Consider the following 13927-nt stretch of genomic DNA (forward strand, 5'->3'; position numbering starts at 1 on the left):
GGGCCGGAGCTGCTATGCTCGGCGCCATCGGCTATCCCCGGGACCTTTGATGCCCCGACCTGCCCCCGACCGTGCCACCCTTGCCATGGAGGCCTGAATGCCCGCTAGCGATGCCCTGCGCCTGGACCGGCTGAGCGTCGGCGACCTCGTCCCCGTCAGCCTGAGTCTCGCCCCCGGAGAGATCCTCTGCCTCTCCGGCGCCAGCGGCTCGGGCAAGAGCCGGCTCTTGCGTGGCGTGGCCGACCTGGAGCCTCATGGTGGCGAGGCCTGGCTTGGCGAGACGGCCCAGTCATCGCTCGCCGGCCACGCCTGGCGCGCCCGGGTGATGCTGGTGCCGGCGGAGAGTCACTGGTGGGCCGACACCGTAGGCGAGCACCTTCCCGAGTCGCCTCGTGGCGACCTCGAGGCCCTGGGCTTTCCCCCTGACGTGTGCGATTGGCAGGTCTCGCGGCTCTCCTCGGGGGAGAAACAGCGCCTGGCGCTGGTCCGGGCGCTGAGTCGTGAGCCCGCGGCGCTGCTGCTCGACGAGCCGACCGCCAACCTGGACGACGCCACGGCCCGGCGGGTCGAGGCGTGGCTCTGCGCGAGGATCCGCGCGCGGGGCTGGCCGGTGATCTGGGTCGCCCACGACCCGGCGCAGATCGCCCGGGTGGGGGATCATCACCGGCGCATCGTCGAGGGGCGGCTGGAGGAGGCGGGCGCATGGGCGTGATCGCGCTGGCCTGGTGGCAGCTTGCCCTGGCGGCCCTGATGGTGGTGGCGCTCGCCGGCTGCACGATGCTCGCTCGCCTGGGCATGGGACGCAGCCTGCTCGTTGCGGCGGCTCGCACGGTGATCCAGCTCGGCCTGGTCGGTCTGGTGCTCGAGGCGCTCTTCTCGGCGTCGCGCCTTCACTGGGTGGCGCTGATGGCGCTTGGCATGCTGCTGGTCGCCGGGCGTGAGGTGATGGCCCGGCAGACGCGGCGGCTGCGCGGTGGCTGGGCCTTCGGCATCGGTACCGTGGCGATGTTTCTCTCCTCGTTCACCGTGACCGTGCTGACGCTCACCGCGATCATCGGCGCCGAGCCCTGGTACCGCCCGCAGTACGCCATTCCGCTGCTCGGCATGATGCTCGGCAACACCATGACCGGCGTGGCCCTGGCGCTGGATCGCCTCACCGACTCGGCCTGGCGTCAGCGCGCGGTGATCGAGAACCGGTTGATGCTCGGCCAGCGCTGGCAGGAGGCGATCGGCGATATCCGTCGGGAGGCGATGCGCAGCGGCATGATGCCGATGATCAACGCCATGGCGGCCGCGGGGGTGGTCAGCCTGCCGGGGATGATGACCGGCCAGATACTGGCCGGCAGTTCGCCTTCCCTGGCGGTGAAGTACCAGATACTGGTGATGTTCACCATCACCCTGGGCACCGGCTTTGGGACCCTGGCGGCGGTCGCGGCGGGCAGTCGCCGGCTGTTCGACGGCCGCGAGCGCCTGCGCCTGGACCGCCTGACCGCTCCCAGGAGGTGAGGCGGGTGGTGGATGCAGGGTGGCCGGGTGTCAGGCCCCTTCGAGCGCCGCCAGGAAGGGCAGCAGGGCGGCCACCAGCCGTTCCGGGCATTCACGGTGGGGGACATGGCCGCATTGGGACAGGATGCGGGGCGCCTTCGGCCCGGGGGTGAGTGCGGCAATCCGCTCGGGCTGGGCCGGCGAGCCATACTCGTCGTGCTCGCCATGGACGGCGAGCGTCGGGCAGGTCACCCGGTGCAGTGCGTCGTCCAGCGTCCAGTCGGCAAAGGCCTCGGAGTGCCAGTTGTCGACCCAGCTTCTCAGCACCCATTCGGCCTTGTCGCCATGGTATTTCGCCAGCCGCGCCATGGCGACGGGTTGCTGGAAGGCCTGCTCGGCTTCCCGGATGCCGGCCAGGGTGCGCGGCTCGGTGAAGGCCTGGGCCGCCACGGTGATCAGGGCCTCGCAGGCATCGGCATGCCGGCCGGCGATCTCGGTCGCCATGCCGCCGCCCACGCTGTGGCCGAGCACCACGAAGCGGGCGAGACCAAAACGATCTCGCAGGGCGGGGAAGACCTCAGCCTCGTCGGCGATGAAACTGGTGGGCTGATGGCCCGGCCAGGGCGCCGACTCGCCGTAGCCGAGGCGGTCGTAGGCGATCACCTCCCGACCGCTGGCCTCGGCGAGCCTGGCGGGAAAGTCCCGCCACAGCGCCACGCAGCCCAGGGAATCGTGCAGCAGCACGACGGGGCTGCGCGTCGCCGCCGTCGTGTCCGGTCCCCAGCGGGCGGCATGCAGGCCGCCCGCCGGGGTGTCGAGCGTGAGGCTCTCCATCAGTCGATCAGTTCGACCGCCACCGCGGTGGCCTCGCCGCCGCCGATGCACAGGCTCGCGATGCCCCGCTTGCCGCCCTTGGTCCGCAGGGCGTGGATCAGGGTGGCGATGATCCGCGAGCCGGTGGAGCCGATGGGGTGGCCCTGGGCGCAGGCGCCGCCGAAGACGTTGACCTTCTCGTGGGGCAGTCCCAGGTCGTCCATGGCCATCAGGGTGACCACCGCGAAGGCCTCGTTGATCTCGAACAGGTCGACGTCGTCGACGCCCCAGTCGAGCTTCTTCATCAGCTTGTCGATGGCACCCACCGGGGCGATGGTGAACTCGCTCGGGTGACGCGAGTGGGTGCTGTGGCCGAGCATCCGCGCGATGGGGGTGGCGCCGAGCCGGTCGGCCGCCGCCTGGCTCGAAAGGATCAGCGCCGAGGCGCCGTCGGAGATGGAGCTCGAGTTGGCCGCGGTGATGGTGCCGTCCTTGGCGAAGGCCGGCCGCAGGGCGCGAATCTTGTCGAGCTTGGCCTGGAAGGGCTGCTCGTCGTGGTCGACCACGCTCTCGCCCTGGCGACTCTTGACGGTCACCGGCGCCATCTCGGCATCGAGGTGGCCGGCCTTGGTCGCCGCCATGGCGCGCTCCAGCGAGGCGATGGCGAAGCCGTCCAGGCGCTCGCGGCCGTAGTCGCGCTGGGTGGCGACGTCCTGGGCGAAGACGCCCATCAGCTTGCCGGTCTCGGCATCCTCGAGGCCGTCCAGGAACATGTGGTCCTTCAACTCGCCGTGGCCCAGGCGGTAGCCGCCGCGGGCCTTGGTGAGTACGTGGGGCGCGTTGGACATGGACTCCATGCCCCCGGCGAGCATCACCTCGCCGCTGCCGGCGCGGATCAGGTCGTGGGCCAGCATGGTGGCCTTCATGCCCGAGCCGCACAGCTTGTTGACGGTGGTGGCGCCGATGGCGTCGGGGATGCCGGCCTGGCGCATGGCCTGGCGGGCCGGTCCCTGCTTGACGCCGGCGGGCAGCACGCAGCCCATGATCCCCTCATCGATGGCGGCGGCCTCGATGCCGGCGCGCTCGATGGCGGCGCGGATGGCCGTAGCCCCGAGTTCGGGGGCGGTGAGGCTCGAAAGGCTGCCCAGCATGCCGCCCATGGGCGTGCGGGTGGCGGAGAGGAAGACGATATCGTTGGACTGGCTCATGGCGTGGCTCCCGAGGTATTCCGGCGCGGGCCGGACAGGATGAGGGTTGTCGTTGTTGGAGGCGCGTCGCTCAGGCGATGGCCGCTCGTTGACCCGGCGTCGGGCCTGTGGTCTTCTCAGGGTCAACCAAGCAAGCGCTAGTGTAAATCCCAATGAATGTAATGAATGACTCCCCGCGCCGCAAGGAATTGACCCGCCAGGCCGCCCAGTTGTTCGTCCAGGAGGGCTTCGACCGGACGACGGTGCGCATGCTCGCCCAGGAGATGGGGATCAAGTCCGGCAGCCTCTTTCACCATTTTCGCGACAAGCAGGAGATCCTCGCGGCGGTGATCGAGGCGGGGACCCAGAATGCCCTGGCCATCGCGCGGGCGGCCCTCGAGTCCTGTGATCCGACGCCCGAGGCCCGGCTGCAGGCCATGGCGCGGGCGCACCTGGAGACCCTGCTCACCGACCGCAACGCGCACGTGGTCGCTCTGTACGAGTGGCGCCGCCTCGACCCCCAGGCCCGCGACCACCTGAGCCACCTGCGCGACGCCTACGAGGCGCTCTGGGAGGCGGTGATCGACGAAGCGCTGGACGCGGGCCTGATCCACGGCGACCGCTTCCTGGTCTCCCGCTTCGTGATGGGCGCGCTGAACTGGACGGTGCGCTGGTACGACCCTGCCGGGTCGCGCTCCCCTGATGACCTGGCCCACGAACTGGTCGCCATGATCACCCGGCGTCCCGCCTGACCCCCAGATCCTCCACGCGGGCTACCGGCCCGCGATGCTCGACCATCGTCTAGTCCCTTCGTGTCGCTCAGGGGTTGCCCCCTTCCCCGGATGCCACTAGCGTGTACCGAGCGCTTGCTAGGTTTACGATTACGTCAACTGCATGGCAATCGGAAGAGGGCGTCTTCACGCCAGCGACCGGCCAGCCTCATGGTCGTCACCGTTTGCCGCGACAACATGTGCCGCTACAACAATCACAAGCCGCAAGAGGGCAGACCATGAGCACCCCATCCGCGCCATCCATGACCGACTACGCGACCTATCTCGAGTCCTTCTCGATCGACGACGTCATCGCGCGCCTCGACGACCATCGCGACGGCCGCGCCAACGCCTTCGAGTCCTGCTGCGCCCGCCACGTGCGCGCCGGTCGGGGCGAGGTGGCGGCCCTGATCCATGAGGACGCCCAGGGGGAGGTCACCACCCTGAGCTACGCCGAGCTGGAGGCCCAGAGCGCGCGCCTCGCCGGCTGGTTCGCCGCCCAGGGGCTGGGCGAGGGGGATCGCATCGCCTGCATGCTGCCGCGCACGCCGCAGCTGCTGGTGGCGGTGGTGGCCACCTGGCGCATCGGCGCGGTCTACCAGCCGCTCTTCACCGCCTTCGGTCCGGATGCCGTGGACTACCGCCTGGGCCGGGCGGACACGAAACTGGTGATCACCGATCACGCCAACCGCTTCAAGTTCGACGGCCTGACCCAGTGCCCGCCGGTGCTCGCCGTGGGCGGCCCCGACGCCACGCACGCCGACGACCGCGACTGGGACGAGGCGCTCGCCCACGCGCCCCTCGAGGCCGCGCCGCCGCGCCTGCCCCGCGAGGCGCCCTTCCTGCAGATGTTCACCTCCGGCACCGTCGGCAAGCCCAAGGGCGTGGCCGTGCCGCTCTCCGCCATGCCGGCCTTCGCGCTCTACATGGAGCTCGCCGTCGACCTGCGTGACAGCGACCGCTTCTGGAACATGGCCGATCCGGGCTGGGCCTACGGCCTCTACTACGCCATCGCCGGCCCGCTGCTGCTGGGCGTGACCACCCACTTCTGCGAGGCGGGGTTCAGCGCCGAGGGGGCGCTCGCCTTCATGAAGCGCCACCGCATCACCAACTTCGCCGCGGCCCCGACGGCCTATCGCCTGATGAAGGCCTCCGGGCTCTTCGACGACGCCCATGCGACCCTCTCGCTTCGCTCGGCGAGCTCCGCCGGCGAGCCCCTCAACACCGAGGTGGTGACCTGGGTGGAGCGCTCCCTGGGCTGCCCGGTGATGGATCACTACGGCCAGACCGAGACCGGCATGACCTGCAACAACCACCATGCCCTGGCGCATCCCAAGCACGTCGGCGGCATGGGCGTGCCGCTGCCCGGTTACCGCCTGGCGATCCTCGATGCCGAGTACAACGAGCTGCCGCCGGGAGAGCCGGGCGTGCTGGCCGTGGACATCGAGAACTCCCCGGCGCACTTCTTCGCCGGCTACACCTGGCAGGAGAAGCACCCCTTCGCCGAGGGTTACTACCTCACCGGCGACGTGGTGATCCGCAACGAGGACGGCACCTTCCAGTTCGCCGGCCGCGACGACGACATCATCACCACCGCCGGCTACCGGGTGGGGCCGACCGACGTGGAGAACAGCGTGATGACCCACCCCGCGGTCGCCGAGTCCGCCGCCGTGGGCCAGCCCGACGAGATCCGCGGCGAGATCATCAAGTCCTACGTGGTGCTGCGCGAGGGGTATGAGGCGAGCGACGCGCTGGCCGACGAGATCCGCCAGCAGGTACGCGAGCGGCTCTCGACCCACGCCTTCCCGCGGGTGATCGAGTTCGTCGACGTGCTGCCCAAGACCCCCAGCGGCAAGATCCAGCGCTTCAAGCTGCGCGCCGACGCCTCCGAGAAGGCGGGCGACGCCTCCGTCACCTGATATCGAGGAACCCTGCATGAACGTGAAGGACAGCACCTTTCTGATCACCGGCGCCGCCTCCGGGCTGGGCGCGGCCACCGCCGAACGCCTGGTCGCCGGGGGCGGCCGGGTGGTGCTCTGCGACCTGAGCGATGCCGTCGAGGCCCACGCCGAGGCCCTGGGCGAGGCCGCCCGCGCGGTGCGCGGCGACGTCACCTCCGGCGACGACATCCAGGCGGCGGTCGACGCCGCCGTGGCCCTCTCCGAGGGGCGCGGCCTCGCCGGGGTGGTGCACTGCGCCGGCGTGGTGAGCGTGGGGAAGCTGGTCGACCGCGAGGGCAACCCCGCCGATCTCGAGGCCTACCAGCGCACCCTGCAGATCAACCTGGTGGGCACCTTCAACGTCATGCGCCTGGCCGCGGCCGCCATGGCGAAGAACGAACCCGGCGAGGACGGCGAGCGCGGGGTGATCATCAATACCGCCTCCGTCGCCGCCTTCGACGGCCAGGTGGGGCAGTGCGCCTACAGCGCCTCCAAGGCCGGGGTGGTGGGCATGAGCCTGCCCGCGGCCCGCGAGCTCTCGCGCCACGGCGTGCGGGTGATGGCCATCGCCCCCGGGGTCTTCGAGACCCCGATGATGAGTGAGATCCCCGACGAGGCCGCTCAGGCCCTGGCCGCTGCCGTGCCCTTCCCCAAGCGGCTCGGCAAGCCCGCGGAGTTCGCCCGCCTGGCCGAGCAGATCGTCACCAACCCCATGCTCAACGGCGAGGTGATCCGCCTGGACGGCGGCATCCGCATGCAGTGACGCCCTTCGGGCAGCGCCTGGCCGACAGCGCCGAGCCGCCGAGCCGACACGGGCCTCAGCTGCTGAGGTCGTAGCAGCCCCCGCTGGATCGAACGTCCAGTGGGGGCTTCGTCGTGTTATCAGGCGTAGTAGAAACACTCGAAGGTTCGCGGCGCTCGGTGCTGCTATTTAAACGAACGCTTGACTGGCCGCCGGTGAGTGGATATTTTCAAACACATGTTTGAAAGCGGTTGCCGCCGCTGCTTGCGCCCGAACCTCAGGAGAGACGAGATGCCCGACTACCAGGCCCCCCTGCGCGACCTGCGCTTCGTGATGGATGAGATGCTCGACTACCCGGCCCACTACGCGCGTCTGCCCGGGGGCGAGGAGGCCACCCCCGATGTGGTGGGCGCCATCCTGGAGGAGGGCGCGCGATTCGCCCGCGAGGTGCTGCTGCCGCTGAACCAGAGCGGCGACCGCGAGGGCTGCCTGATGGAGGGCGGCGAGGTCAAGGCCCCCAAGGGCTTCAAGGAAGCCTACGCCCAGTACGTGGCGGGCGGCTGGCCGGGGCTCGCCGCAGAGGCGGAGCACGGCGGACAGGGCCTGCCGGCCTCGCTCGGCATGGCGCTCAACGAGATGATCTGCGCCACCAACCTGGCCTGGGGCATGTACCCGGGGCTCTCCCACGGCGCTGCCGACGCCCTGCGCCATCACGGCAGCGAGGCGCAGAAGGCCACCTATCTGACCAGGCTGGTCGAGGGCACCTGGACCGGCACCATGTGCCTGACCGAGCCCCACTGCGGTACCGACCTGGGGTTGATCAAGACCCGCGCCGTGCCGAATGACGACGGTAGCCATGCGATCACCGGCACCAAGATCTTCATCTCCGCCGGGGAGCACAACCTGGCCGAGAACATCGTCCACCTGGTGCTGGCCAAGCTGCCGGATGCTCCGGAGGGCTCCAAGGGCATCTCGCTGTTCGTGGTGCCCAAGTTCCTGCCGAACGAGGCGGGCGAGCCCGGCGAGCGCAACGGCGTCGCCTGCGGCTCGCTGGAGCACAAGATGGGCATCCACGGCAACGCCACCTGCGTGATGAACTTCGACGCCGCCCGGGGCTTCCTGGTGGGTGCGCCCCACCAGGGCCTGGCCTGCATGTTCACCATGATGAACGCCGCGCGCATCGGCGTGGGCATCCAGGGGCTCGGCCTCACCGAGGCGAGCTTCCAGAACTCCCTGGCCTACGCCCGCGACCGCCTGCAGATGCGCGCGCTGGCCGGTGCGAAGGCCCCGGAGAAGCCCGCCGACCCGATCATCGTCCACCCGGACGTGCGCCGCATGCTGCTGACCCAGAAGGCCTTCGCCGAGGGCGGGCGGATGCTGACGCTATACACCGCGCAGATGATTGACCTGGTCGAGCAGGGGAGCGACCCCGCCGAGAGGGAGCGCGCCGAGACCCTGCTCGGCCTGCTGACGCCCATCGTCAAGGCCTTCCTGACCGAGGTCGGCTTCGAGGCCACCAACGAGGGGGTGCAGGTCTTCGGCGGCCACGGTTTCATCCAGGAGTGGGGCATGGAGCAGCTGGTGCGCGACGCACGCATCACCCGCCTCTACGAGGGCACCACCGGCATCCAGGCCCTCGACCTGCTCGGTCGCAAGGTGCTGATGAGCCAGGGCGAGACCCTCAAGGTCTTCACCAGGGAGATCCACCGCTTCTGCCAGGCCGAGGAGGGCAACCCCGAGCTCGCCGAGTTCGTGCGTCCCCTGGCCAAGCTGAACCGGGAGTGGGGCGAGCTGACCATGGGCGTGGGCATGAAGGCCATGAGTGAGCGCGAGGAGGTCGGCGCGGCCAGCGTCGACTACCTGATGTACTCTGGCTACGTGACCCTGGCCTACCTCTTCGCTCGGGCCGCCAGGCAGGCCCGAGCCGCCCTGGCCGAGGGCGGCGACGAGGCCGCCTTCTACCGCGCCAAGCTCGATACCGCGCGCTTCTATTACCAGCGCCTGCTGCCGCGCACCCGCGCCCACCAGGCCGCCATCGAAGCGGGAGGCGAGTCGCTGATGGCGATCGGCGCCGAGGACTTCGGCCTGGGCTTTGAAACCTGAGTTTCAATACCTGATTCAGGATCTCTCGCGATCGGGCACCGCTCGATCCCTCTGCGGCGGGCCTCGGCCCGCCGCTCTTTTTTGCAGGAGGCGCTCGGCCCGGATCGGCCGGCGGTGTCGCGTGATCGCCGCCTGGCGTTGTCCTGTCGCCAAGGGCATGATGGCGCCAGGCTCGTCGCCCCGCCGCCGGACCGCCGGCTCACCGTTCCGCCATCCCCCGAGGCGTGCCAGGCACGCAAGGAGATCGCCATGCCCCGCCCGAACCGCTTGCACCAACTGCTCTGTGTGATGCGTCGACACGATGGCCGCCTCGGCGGGCCGGCGCTCGCCGAGGCGCTCGGCATTCCCCTGCGCACCCTCTATCAGGATATCGCGGCGCTGCGGGCGCTGGGGGTCGAGATCGCCAGCGACCCCGGCGTCGGCTACGTGCTCGCGCCCGGGGTGCTGGTGCCGCCCCTTAACCTGAGTCAGGCGCAGTTCGAGGCGCTCGCGCAAGGGCTCGACCGCGTGCGCAACGCCCCCGAGGAGCCGCTCTCGCGGCCGGCCGGCGAGGTGCTGGCGTGCCTCGCCGAGGCCCTGCCCGAGGTGATGTCGGACGACCTGGACGTGCCTGAGACGCGCGCTGCCTCCCCGGGACAGCCCGCGTCCGAGGCCGCGCCCCGCGAGCTGATCTTCTACACCAACCCGCTCTCTCGGGGCGGCATCGTCCACTGGATGCTCGAGGAGCTCGGCGTCTCCTATCGGACCGTGGTGCTCGAGTACGGCACCACGATGAAGTCGCCGGACTACCTGGCGCTCAACCCCATGGGCAAGGTGCCGGCGATCCGCCACGGCGACGCCGTGGTCACCGAGGCCGCCGCGATCTGCACCTACCTCGCCGACGCCTTTCCCGAGGCCGGGCTGGCACCGCCGCCCACCGAGCGGGCCGACTACTATCGCTGGCTGTTCCTCGCCGCCGGACCGTTGGAGGCCGCCCTGGGGCTCGGTGCGCTGGGCGTGCATCCCACGCCCGAGCAGCAGATGCAGCTCGGCTGCGGCGATGTCTGGTCGGTGCTCGACACCCTCTCCGCCGCGGTCGCCGGGCGTCGCTATATCGCCGGCGATCGCTTCAGTGCGGCGGACGTCTACGTCGGCTCCCACCTCGGCTGGGGCATGCACTTCGGCACGATCCCGCGGCGGCCCGAATTCGAGGCCTACTGGGCGGGCCTGAGGGACCGGCCGGCACGCGCTCGCTGCGAGGCGTTCATCGAGCAGGCCCGCTCGCCGCTGGCCTGATGACGGGGCGCAGCGTGTTCTTCCGGCCGCTGCGCCGCCACGGCCACCTGGCCCTGGCGGCGCTGGTGCTGCTGGGCTGGTCGCTTTCGGGCGAGGGTGTCGCCGGCATGCTCTTCGTGCCGATCTGGGTGCTGGCCACCCAGCTGATCGTGGCCGGCAGCCTCGAGGCCTCCCGGCTGCGGCGGCGGGCCTGGCTCGGCCAGTACCTGCGCGACGACTCCCCCTGGCGGCGCTGGCTCGCGGGCGGGGTGCTGATGGTGCTGCGCCACCAGTTCGTCGGCGCTCTGCTCGCCCTGGTGCTGCTGGTCGACCTGCGGCTGCTCGCCCTGGCGGAGTGGCCGCTGCTGCTCGCCGCGCTGCCGGTCATGGTGCTGGCCAGGCACCGGCTGCGGCGGCGGCTATCGCGCCATGTCGTGGCCGAGCACCTGCCGGCGGTGACCCGGCGACTGCTCGTGATGCCCATCTCCGCGCTGCTGGCCCTGGCGATGGTGCTGGCGGCGCTCTGGCTGCCCCAGCCGTGGCTGGTCGGGCTCGTTTGGGAGGAGGCGATCACCCGCCACCTGGTGGTCGGCGAGGGCGGAGGGCTGCTCGGCGTCTTCGAGCGGCTGGCCGAGAGCGCCGAGCTCACCCGGCAGTGGGCCATGCAGAACGCCGTGGAGCGTTTTGCCCTCGCCACGCCCCTGGCGGTGCTGGGCTGGCTGGTGCTGCTGCTCACCCAGGGCGCCGTCGCCTGGGCCTACGTGCGTTTGCTGGTGGGCGCCGAGGCGCTGCGCCGCGAGGGCCGTTCGCTTCGCAGGAAGCCGTCGGGCGAGCCGGCGCCGACCGCCGATCGGGAGACGCGACCATGAACATGACCGACTAGGCCGTGAGCCCGAAAGCCGAGCGCGCCCCGATGCGTGCCAGCCGCCGGCGCGGCTGGGTGCTCTCGGCCCTGGTGGTGCTCCTGCTGCTGGCGGCCTTCGAGGCCGGCCATCGCCTGCTCGAAGCGCACAGCCAGGCGCCGCTCTACCGGGTGATCGTCGCGGGAGAGTCCCTGACCCTGGAGGCCGAGGATCACGCCGCCTTCACCCGCGATCTCGAGCGGCTCGCCGACGAGGCCGAGGCAGCGCTGGCCGCCCGCATGGCGCCCTGGACCGAGGCGCGCCTGGCCAAGGCCTTCGCGCCGCTCGAGGCGGCGGTACCGAGCTACCTCGACTGGTACTTCTCGCTGGGCGGCAGCACCCTGCGCCTGGCGATGGGGCTGGCGGACGATCAGGCCGCCTGGTTCGCGACCCAGCGCCGGAAGCGGCTGATCGAGGCGAGCGGCATCGAGGCGGCCCTGGCCGAACTCCAGGCGGCGCACGCGGCGCGGCTCGCCCGCGAGCAGCGGGCCCTGGCGGAGGCGATGAGCGCGACCCTGCTCGAACGCTACGCGCCTCGAAACGTTACCGACGCGAAGACGCCGGCAGTGGCGCCGCCACCCTTCGACCTGGACGACCGGATGGACGAAGCGCTGCTGACCACGCTCGACGCCCGCCGCTGGCAGGCCGCCGCGCTGGGAGGCAGCGGCATCGGGCTGATGGCAGGGCGGCCCCTGGCGCGCAGGCTGGCGGCCGGGACCCTGGGGCAGGGCGGCCGGATGGCGCTGCGCGCCCTGGCGACGCGGCTGGGCGCCGGGGCCGTCCGCTCGCTCGCCAGTGGCGGGGCCGCGGCGGCGGTAACGGCGCCCACCGGTCCCGGCGCTTTGATGGTGGGCGCGGCGACCACCGTCACGGGGATCGCGGGGATGGTCGGCGGCGAGTTCGCCCTGCTGAAGCTGCAGGAGGCGCGCCAGCGCCCGGCCCTCGAGGCCCGGCTGCTGGAGGGCATCGAGGAGGCCCGTCGCGACGCCGCGGGCGCGCTCGGTCTCGCCGTGTCGGCCGCCGCCGCGCGGCTGGGGGAGGGGCTGGAAGCGCCTGCCGGGCAGGGCGAGCGCGCTGCGGGCGAAGCGCGTCCCGAGGCCTATCGCATCCTCGAACGACTCGGCCTCACGGCGGCGTCCGGCGCCCGAGCCCAGGCGCCGGGGTTGGAGCAGTGACTCAGACCCCGTGCAGGCGGCGATGCAGGGCGTGGACCCGCTCGGCGAGCTCCGGCTCCGGCCCCTCGACCGTCGCGCTCGGCACGATCTCCTGGATCGGCAGGGTGTTCACGGGCGGCGGGGCGACGCCCATCTCCTTGAGCCAGCCGACGAGCTGCTCGGAGGAGCTGGCGTAGACGATGCGCCCCAGCCCCACCCAGCCGTGGGCGGCCGCGCACATCGGGCAGTGCTCGCCCGAGGTGTAGACGGTGGCCCGGGCGCGCTCCTCGGGAGGCAGGTTCTCCGCGGCCCAGCGGGCCAGGAAGAACTCCGGGTGCTGGGTGGCATCGCCGCCGGCCACGTGGTTGTGGTCCTCGACCAGCACCGCACCGTCGCCGCTCACCAGCACCGAGCCGAAGGGCTCGTCGCCGGCCTCCAGGGCCTCCTCGGCCAGCTCCACGCAGCGTTCGAGGTGCCGCTTGTCGGTTTCGCTGATCATCGTCGTTCCCTCCTTCGACGGTGGCGTGTCTTCTCATCATACGACCCGCCGGGGGCGTTTTCATGGGGGCGGGCGGCGTGTCGCCCCGATCCCGCTTGGGATGTGCCCCGCGCAATGCCACACTCGAGGCGCCTGTCATCAGGCGCTATCCATCGATCGGGGAGGGCACGATGAGCAACGGTCTCTACCAGCGACTGGCCTGCGACTGTGGCGCGGTTTGCCTGCTGGCCTGCGGGGTGCCGCTCGGCGGGGCCGTGGACCCGGTCGGCACGTCCGTCACCCTCTGGCCGCTGGAGGCGGTGCAGGTCGGCGAGGGCGTCGATGAGCTCGTCTCCCGCGAGGCGGCCTCGGGCGGCGTGAGCCAAGAGTGTCGTCGCTGCGGCGAGGTGATGGGCGTCGAGCATAATGAGGCGGGCGTGGTGGCGCTGCCCTGGGCGGCAGACGATGAGTCGGACGCCGTGCAGCCGGTCTCGCTCCGGGAGCCTCTGGAGGCCCTCGGCTACCGCTTCCCCGCAAGGGGCAACGGCTGACGATGGCGCCGCCTCAGTGCCGCGGCGGGTAGCCCAGGGCCTCGCGCAGCCGCTCGGCGTGCTGGGCCACCCAGGTCGGGTCGATGGGGCCCCAGTCGCGAATCACGTAGCTGCCGATGTTGTGTCGCTCGCCCGGCAGGGGCTCGAACTCGCAGACCATGTCCAGTTCGGCCAGGGCGGCGAGGGTGTCCTGGGCGGTGCGCCGGGGCATGCCGGTGGCCTCCATGATGGCCGGCACGCTGGCGGCGCCGCTGACCACCAGGTGGGCGACGTAGAGGCGACGATAGAAGCTGGTGCGGGTCTTGCTCAGGGTCATGCGGAGCATCCTTGGCGGGTACGGGCTCGGGCGAGCGGCATGCCTCGCCTCGCTGCCTGCAGTCTAGCGGCTTCGTCCTGCCTGGCACCATGGCTTCCTTCCTCGCCCGCCTTCCCCAGCCGCGGGGCAGGCGCGGGGAGGGCGGCGCATATCCGACGGGCGGATTCGCGGATCGCTTGCCATGATGGAGGATGGGACACGACACGATGAACCGCCGCCATGGGATGGCCTG

At 71.3% G+C, this 13927-nt stretch carries 14 protein-coding genes; 10 read left to right on the forward strand and 4 right to left on the reverse strand.

Features of this window, described 5'->3' with window-relative positions:
- Window positions 1-97: 97 nt before the first annotated feature.
- Both FIU83_RS06170 and fetB read left to right on the forward strand, forming a co-directional pair.
- Entirely contained in the window at window positions 98-712 is a 615-nt protein-coding gene (locus FIU83_RS06170) for an ATP-binding cassette domain-containing protein (RefSeq protein WP_152483235.1), read from the forward strand.
- The gene (gene fetB, locus FIU83_RS06175; RefSeq protein WP_152483236.1) at window positions 703-1506 is read left to right on the forward strand and encodes an iron export ABC transporter permease subunit FetB; all 804 of its coding nucleotides are present in this window, start codon (window positions 703-705) and stop codon (window positions 1504-1506) included. Before FIU83_RS06170 ends, fetB begins: the two co-directional genes overlap by 10 nt.
- 30 nt (window positions 1507-1536) lie before the next feature.
- Here the strand turns inward: fetB and FIU83_RS06180 are convergent, their stop codons facing one another.
- Entirely contained in the window at window positions 1537-2319 is a 783-nt protein-coding gene (locus FIU83_RS06180) for an alpha/beta fold hydrolase (protein ID WP_152483237.1), read from the reverse strand.
- Entirely contained in the window at window positions 2319-3506 is a 1188-nt protein-coding gene (locus tag FIU83_RS06185) for an acetyl-CoA C-acyltransferase (protein WP_152483238.1), read from the reverse strand. Before FIU83_RS06185 ends, FIU83_RS06180 begins: the two co-directional genes overlap by 1 nt.
- 161 nt (window positions 3507-3667) lie before the next feature.
- On the opposite strand from FIU83_RS06185, the gene FIU83_RS06190 reads away from it, so the two are divergent.
- The 7 genes from FIU83_RS06190 to FIU83_RS06220 all read left to right on the forward strand — a co-directional run bounded on the left by FIU83_RS06190 (window position 3668) and on the right by FIU83_RS06220 (window position 12371).
- Complete coding sequence (locus FIU83_RS06190) at window positions 3668-4237, forward strand: TetR/AcrR family transcriptional regulator (protein ID WP_152483239.1); 570 nt, start codon at window positions 3668-3670, stop codon at window positions 4235-4237.
- A 257-nt stretch (window positions 4238-4494) separates the two neighbouring features.
- Window positions 4495-6174 carry an AMP-binding protein gene (locus FIU83_RS06195; protein WP_152483240.1) on the forward strand — a complete coding sequence of 560 codons (1680 nt, stop codon included), beginning with the start codon at window positions 4495-4497 and terminating at the stop codon, window positions 6172-6174.
- A 16-nt stretch (window positions 6175-6190) separates the two neighbouring features.
- Window positions 6191-6958 (forward strand): SDR family NAD(P)-dependent oxidoreductase, encoded by a 768-nt coding sequence (locus FIU83_RS06200; RefSeq protein ID WP_152483241.1) that lies wholly within the window; start codon window positions 6191-6193, stop codon window positions 6956-6958.
- A 270-nt stretch (window positions 6959-7228) separates the two neighbouring features.
- A complete protein-coding gene (locus FIU83_RS06205; RefSeq protein WP_152483242.1) occupies window positions 7229-9040 on the forward strand; it encodes an acyl-CoA dehydrogenase C-terminal domain-containing protein in 1812 nt (603 codons plus the stop codon).
- A 249-nt stretch (window positions 9041-9289) separates the two neighbouring features.
- Window positions 9290-10315, forward strand: a complete 1026-nt coding sequence (locus tag FIU83_RS06210) for a glutathione S-transferase N-terminal domain-containing protein (RefSeq protein WP_152483243.1) — start codon at window positions 9290-9292, stop codon at window positions 10313-10315.
- Window positions 10315-11163, forward strand: a complete 849-nt coding sequence (locus tag FIU83_RS06215; protein ID WP_152483244.1) for a hypothetical protein — start codon at window positions 10315-10317, stop codon at window positions 11161-11163. Before FIU83_RS06210 ends, FIU83_RS06215 begins: the two co-directional genes overlap by 1 nt.
- 17 nt (window positions 11164-11180) lie before the next feature.
- Window positions 11181-12371 (forward strand): hypothetical protein, encoded by a 1191-nt coding sequence (locus FIU83_RS06220; protein WP_152483245.1) that lies wholly within the window; start codon window positions 11181-11183, stop codon window positions 12369-12371.
- 1 nt (window position 12372) lies between these two features.
- Here the strand turns inward: FIU83_RS06220 and FIU83_RS06225 are convergent, their stop codons facing one another.
- The gene (locus FIU83_RS06225) at window positions 12373-12849 is read right to left on the reverse strand and encodes a nucleoside deaminase (RefSeq protein ID WP_152483246.1); all 477 of its coding nucleotides are present in this window, start codon (window positions 12847-12849) and stop codon (window positions 12373-12375) included.
- Window positions 12850-13019: 170 nt separating this feature from the next.
- On the opposite strand from FIU83_RS06225, the gene FIU83_RS06230 reads away from it, so the two are divergent.
- Window positions 13020-13379 carry a hypothetical protein gene (locus FIU83_RS06230; RefSeq protein ID WP_152483247.1) on the forward strand — a complete coding sequence of 120 codons (360 nt, stop codon included), beginning with the start codon at window positions 13020-13022 and terminating at the stop codon, window positions 13377-13379.
- 13 nt (window positions 13380-13392) lie between these two features.
- On the opposite strand, the gene FIU83_RS06235 is transcribed toward FIU83_RS06230, so the two are convergent.
- Entirely contained in the window at window positions 13393-13695 is a 303-nt protein-coding gene (locus FIU83_RS06235) for a helix-turn-helix domain-containing protein (RefSeq protein ID WP_152483248.1), read from the reverse strand.
- Window positions 13696-13927 lie beyond the last annotated feature (232 nt).

The organism is Halomonas sp. THAF5a (assembly GCF_009363755.1).
Lineage (GTDB): Bacteria > Pseudomonadota > Gammaproteobacteria > Pseudomonadales > Halomonadaceae > Halomonas.